This is a genomic window from Leptothrix toolikensis (SeqCode), assembly GCF_057922285.1.
Genome location: NZ_JBYSVC010000133.1, coordinates 1 through 3,829, shown reverse-complemented (window position 1 = coordinate 3,829; position 3,829 = coordinate 1). Strand labels below are relative to the sequence as shown.

Below are 3,829 nucleotides of genomic sequence, written 5' to 3'. Positions count from 1 at the left end.
CTTGGGAGCGGCGCAAGAGGCGGCCATGGCGACAAGCACGCCTTGGCCCGAGGCTCGCTGGTGGCAGAGCTACGGCGACAGCGAACTGAATCGCTTGGTCGAACAAGCCTTGGCGCAGCAACCCAGCTTGCACATCGTCGAGGCGCGTTGGCAACAAGCCCAAGCAGCCGTGGACAGCAGTCGTGCGGTGCGTGGCCCGCAAGTCAACGCCTCGCTGGACATGACGGACCAGCGTTATAGCGAGAACGGCCTGATCCCCAAACCCTTGGCCGGCACGATCCAGTGGAACAACAACGCCCAGATCGGTTTGGGCTGGGAGCTGGATCTCTTTGGCCGACAACAAGCGGCGCTCGAAGCCAGTCTGGGCCAGCAGCGCGCCGCCCAAGCTGAAGCCCAAGCGGCACAAGTCTTGCTGGCCAGTCAAGTCACGCAGCAATACCTGCAACTGGCCCGACTCCTGACGCTGCGTGAGCTGAGCGCAGAAGGCTTGCGCCAACGCGCGCAGATGCAGACCTTGGTCGCTCAACGCATCAAGGCCGGCTTGGACACAGAAGTCGAGCTGCGCCAAACCGAGGGACTGATCGCGCAAACGCGGGTCGAGTTGGCCCAAGGAGATGACGCGGCCCAGCGCGCCCGCCACGCCTTGGCGGAGTTATGTGGTCTGGGGCCGGCGTCTTTAGCAAGCTTGAGCCCGCGCTTGGACCGCCTGCACGCACCCGCCCTGCCGCAAGACAACACCGGACTACCAGCTGACTTGCTGGGTCGGCGCGCTGATTTGGTCGCGCAACGCTGGCGCGTTGAAGCAGCAGGACATGAGGTGGAGGCAGCGCGTGCGCAGTTTTATCCGAACGTGAACTTGATGGCCTTTGTCGGCTTGTCGAGTCTCGGCTTGGCTCACTTTGTGCAAGCGGGCTCACTCACCTACGGTGCTGGACCGGCTGTGCGCCTACCCCTGTTTGACGGCGGACGGCTGCGCGCCAACTTGGGCGTGCGCCGGGCTGAAGTCGATGCGGCCACCGAGGCCTACAACGCCACCTTGTTGCACGCCTTGCGCGAAGTCGCCGACGAACTTGGCAGCTTGCAGTCGCTGGAGCAGCAAAGTCAGGCCCAGATCCAAGCCACGCAAGCTGCTGAAGCCGCTCAAAGCTTGGCCACGCAGCGCTATCAGGCCGGTTTAGGCAGCTTCATCACGGTCCTGAACGTGCAAACCAACGTCCTGAACCAACGTCGCGCCTCGGCGGAGCTCCAAGCCCGGCAACTCAGCGCTTCGGTGGCTTTGAGCCGAGCACTCGGCGGCGGTTATCAACTTTCTTCCACGGTCCCCACGGCCGCCCAGCCATGACACAAAAACGCAAACCCGCCCTGTTGGCAGCCACCGGCTTGACCTTGGTCGCCGCGCTGGGCTACGGCTTGTACTGGACGATGTTTGAGCGCCATGTCGAGTCCACCGACAACGCCTACGTCCAAGCCCCCATCGTGCAAATCACCCCGCAAGTCGCGGGCACCGTCGTGGCTGTGCTGGTGGAAGACACGGCGCAGGTCCAAGCGGGTCAGGTGTTGGTCAAGCTTGATGCCACCGACGCCCAGCTAGCGCTAGGCCGAGCCGAGGCTCAGCTGGCCCAAACCATCCGCGAGCTTGGCGCGCTCAGCACCAACAACGCCGCCTTCACCGCCAACATCAAACTGCGCGAGGCCGAAGCCGGCCGGATGCAAGCCGAAGTAGCTCGCGCTGCGGACGATGTGAGTCGCCGCCAGCCCTTGGTCACCACCGGCGCGGTCAGCGCTGAAGAACTCAAGCACGCCGAAGCCGCGTTGAACAGCGCCCGCAGCGCCCTGGTCAGCGCGCAATCCGCCCTCTCGGCCGCCCGTGAACAAGCGGCCAGCAACCGCGTGTTGACCGATGGCACGCCGCTGGACAAGCACCCCCAAGTCGAGCGCGCCCGGGCTGCGGTTGAAGAAGCCAAGCTGGCCTTGCAGCGCACCGAACTGACGGCCCCTGTCACGGGCCAAGTCGCCAAGCGCACCGTACAACTCGGGCAGCGCATCGCCGCTGGTGCGCCCTTGATGGCGGTGATTCCGCTCGATCAAGTCTGGGTCGAGGCTAACTTCAAGGAAGTGCAACTGCGCCAAATGCGCATCGGCCAGCCCGTGCATCTGCGCTCCGACCTGTACGGCAACCCGGTCGAATACCACGGCAAGGTGGTGGGTTTGGGTGCCGGCACGGGCGCAGCCTTTGCCCTGCTACCAAGTCAAAACGCCACCGGCAACTGGATCAAAGTGGTGCAGCGCGTGCCGGTGCGCATCGCTTTGGAGCCCAAAGAACTGCTTGAGCATCCGCTGCGCGTGGGCTTGTCGATGGAAGTCAGCGTGGATGTCGGCCCACAGAAAGCTCAGCCATGAGTTCAGCCGCACCGGCCCGGCCGGTTTTTGCGCCGCTTGAAGGGCGTGAACGCATGCTTGGCACCGTGGCCTTGTCCTTGGCCACCTTCATGAACGTGCTGGACTCCTCCATCGCCAACGTCTCGCTACCCGCCATTGCCGGCGACATGGGTGTGAGCCCGGCCCAAGGCACGTGGGTGATCACCTCCTTTGCGGTGGCCAACGCGATTGCTGTGCCGCTCACCGGCTGGCTCACGCAACGCTTTGGGCAGGTGCGGCTCTTCACCGCCAGCGTGCTGCTCTTTGTGCTGGCCTCTTGGCTGTGCGGACTGGCCCCCAACATCGAGTCGCTGATCTTTTTCCGGGTGCTGCAAGGCTTGGTCGCTGGGCCGATGATCCCGCTCTCCCAAACCTTGCTGCTGGCCAGTTATCCCGCTGCGATGGCGGGCACCGCCATGGCGATGTGGGGCATGACCACCTTGGTGGCCCCGGTGATGGGCCCCTTGCTGGGCGGCTGGATCACCGACAACGTCGCTTGGCCATGGATCTTCTACATCAACGTGCCCGTGGGTCTGTTTGCCGCCTCACTCACGTGGTCGATCTACCGCTCACGCGACCCCGGCCCACGTCGCATCCCGTTGGACGGGGTGGGGCTGATGCTGCTGGTGCTCTTTGTCGGTTCGATGCAGATCATGATCGACAAGGGCAAGGAGCTGGATTGGTTCCACTCGGGCGAGATCATGGCTTTGGCGGCGATAGCCGCCGCTGGTTTTGTCTTTTTCTTGGCCTGGGAGCTGACTGATGCCCACCCGATCGTGAATTTGCGGCTCTTTGCCAGGCGCAACTTCTTGATGGCCAGCGTGGCGCTTTCGGTGGCTTATGGACTGTTCTTTGGCAACGTGGTGCTGCTGCCGCTGTGGTTGCAGCAATGGATGGGCTACACCGCCACATGGGCCGGCATGGTCACGGCCCCGGTGGGGTTGCTGGCCATCGTGTTCTCGCCGTGGGTGGGCAAGAACATTGGCAGGATTGATCCCCGCAAGCTCGCCACTTTTGCTTTTCTGGGCTTTGCGCTGGTGCTGTGGATGCGCTCCAACTTCAACACCGAAGCCACGGTGATGGTGATCCTGATCCCGACCATCCTCCAAGGGGTGGCGGTGGCGTTTTTCTTCATCCCTTTGCAAGCCATCATCTTCAGCGGTCTGACCCCTGATCAATTGCCCGGCGCGTCAGGGCTATCCAACTTTGTGCGCATCACCGCTGGCGCGGTCGGCACGTCGATGTTCACCACGTTTTGGGAAAGCCGCAGTGCCCTGCATCACGCGCACTTGAGCGAGGCGGTGAACCCGAGCAATCTCACGGCGGTGCAAACCTTGGCGCAACTCTCAAGCGCGGGCCTGAGCCCCGAACAAGCTGCGGCCAGTCTGAATCGCCTCATCGACCAGCAAGC

The 3,829-nt window shown here is 63.5% G+C and carries 3 protein-coding genes; all 3 read left to right on the top strand.

What is annotated here, in order from left to right; all coding sequences use genetic code 11:
- Positions 1 to 1,342: efflux transporter outer membrane subunit (locus tag AC3VI7_RS12335; RefSeq protein WP_489671589.1), on the top strand; the 1,342-nt coding region annotated here is incomplete at its 5' end.
- Positions 1,339 to 2,400 carry an EmrA/EmrK family multidrug efflux transporter periplasmic adaptor subunit gene (locus tag AC3VI7_RS12330; protein ID WP_489669832.1) on the top strand — a complete coding sequence of 354 codons (1,062 nt, stop codon included), beginning with the start codon at positions 1,339 to 1,341 and terminating at the stop codon, positions 2,398 to 2,400. The genes AC3VI7_RS12335 and AC3VI7_RS12330, both read left to right, overlap by 4 nt.
- Positions 2,397 to 3,829: DHA2 family efflux MFS transporter permease subunit (locus AC3VI7_RS12325; protein WP_489669833.1), on the top strand; the 1,433-nt coding region annotated here is incomplete at its 3' end. The genes AC3VI7_RS12330 and AC3VI7_RS12325, both read left to right, overlap by 4 nt.